General features: G+C 72.8%; 2 protein-coding genes. One reads left to right on the forward strand and one right to left on the reverse strand.

Annotated elements, in window-relative coordinates:
• Window positions 1–48 precede the first annotated feature (48 nt).
• Window positions 49–1,182, reverse strand: coding sequence for a putative sulfate exporter family transporter (locus tag GT354_RS02660; protein WP_237534308.1), 1,134 nt, complete (start codon window positions 1,180–1,182; stop codon window positions 49–51).
• Window positions 1,183–1,193: 11 nt separating this feature from the next.
• On the opposite strand from GT354_RS02660, the gene GT354_RS02665 reads away from it, so the two are divergent.
• The coding region (locus GT354_RS02665) for a LysR substrate-binding domain-containing protein (RefSeq protein WP_161354528.1) at window positions 1,194–1,800 on the forward strand (607 nt) is incomplete at its 3' end.

Here is a 1,800-nt window from a genome sequence, read left to right on the forward strand (position 1 = left end):
CCAGGCCCACCAAGTCCAAGGCCGCCCCGGCCAAAGCCGTAGACGTGGTCACATCGTCAGTAGCACGCCGCCATAGGCCGCGCCCGCGATCAACACCCACGACGCGAAGCCCAAGAGCAACGCGCGCCAACCCGTGGTGAACAACCGACGGAGGTCGACCATGCTGCCCAGCCCGAACAAGGCGGCAGCCAACAGCAGGTCCTGGGCGGTGCCGGCAACGTCCAGCGCGCGATCCGGCAGGACGCCCGTGGTCCGGACCGCGACCATGGCGATGAAGCCGAGCACGAAGAGCGGCATCAGCGGAGGGCGCTTGGCAGTGGAGGTGCCGGGCTGTGCGGCCGCGAGCCGCTTGGCCCGGCGCCGAAGGCTGTACGCGGTGCCCGCGACGACCGGCGCGAGCAACAGGACGCGCATGAGCTTGACCACGACCGCCGTGTGCAGCGCGACCGGGCCCGCCACACCCGCGGCGGCGACCACCTGTCCCACGTCGTGCACGCCGGCGCCGATCCAGCCGCCGTATTGGGTGGCGCCCAGACCGAGCGGTCCACGCAGGAGTGGCAGCACGACGATGGCCAGGCTGCCGCACAGGGTCACCAGCGCGACCGAGGTGACCACGTCCTCCTCGTCGCTGTCGGTCACGCCGTTCATCGCGGCGACGGCGGACGCGCCGCAGATCGAGAAGCCGGTGGCGATCAGCAGTGGCTGATCACCGGGCAGGCCCATCCGGCGGCCCATCCACTGGGTCGCGAAGAACGTCACCACGACCACCCCGATCACCATGGCGACCGTCGCCCAGCCGAGCCCGAGGATGTCGCCGAGCGCAAGCTTGAGCCCGAGCAGGACGACGCCGACGCGCATCAGCCGCTTGCCGGCGAAGGCCAGCCCGGGCCTGGTCGAGGCGGGCAGGAGGCGCAGGTTGGCGGCGAGGATGCCGAAGGCGACCGTGACGGTGAGCATCGGCAGGCTCGGCCAGATCCGGTGGGTGCCCCACCCGGCCGCGACGGCCAGTCCCGCGGCGACCAGTCCCGGCCACGATCGGGACGCGGGCGTCCCGGGCGTGGTGGTCCGGTCGGACTGCGAGGATGCTCGGCGCGAGGCTCGAAACGGGGCCGTCAGGGTCATGTCCACCACCCTGCTCGCGACGCGTCCACGCAGGTAGACGCCACTTGCCTGGCAGGTCATAGGGTTTGGCTATGACCTCGCCCGCAGCCTTGCCGGACCTGTACACGCTCGAACTCCTGGTCGCGGTGACCGAGACCGGCAGCCTGGGCAGCGCCGCCCGCCGGTTCGGAATCAGCCAACCGTCGGCGAGCGCGCGCATGCGCACCCTCGAACGCCGGCTGGGCGTACGGCTGTTGGAGCGCAGCACGACGGGGTCGACGCCGACGGCGGCGGGGCTGGTGATCACCGACTGGGCGCGCGGCGTCCTGGAGCAGGCTCACGCGCTCGTGGAGGGCGCGGCGGCGCTCAAGGCCCGGCAGGAAGACCGGCTGCGGGTCGCGGCCAGCCTGACCATCGCCGAGCACCTCGTACCGGGGTGGCTGACGACGCTGCGCGAAGCGGTTCCCGGGGTGCACGTCGGGCTCCAGGTGATCAACAGCCTGCACGTGATCGAGGGCCTTCGGGCCGGCGAGGTGGATCTGGGCTTCGTCGAGGGGCCGTGGATCCCGCGCGACCTCCAGTCGGCGCCGGTGGGCCGGGACCGGCTCGTGGTGGTGGTCGCGCCGACCCACCCGTGGGCCCGGCGGCGACGCCCGGTGTCGGCGGCCGAGTTGGCCGCCACGCCGCTGCTGCTGCGCG

Origin of the sequence: Streptomyces sp. SID3343 (assembly GCF_009865215.1) — a bacterium.
Classification (GTDB): domain Bacteria; phylum Actinomycetota; class Actinomycetes; order Streptomycetales; family Streptomycetaceae; genus Embleya.

What these genes read in the sequence shown, in the direction of transcription:
- GT354_RS02660 (WP_237534308.1), bottom strand. Translation starts at nt 1,182, where the DNA reads ATGACCTGCCAGGCAAGTGGCGTCTACCTGCGTGGACGCGTCGCGAGC.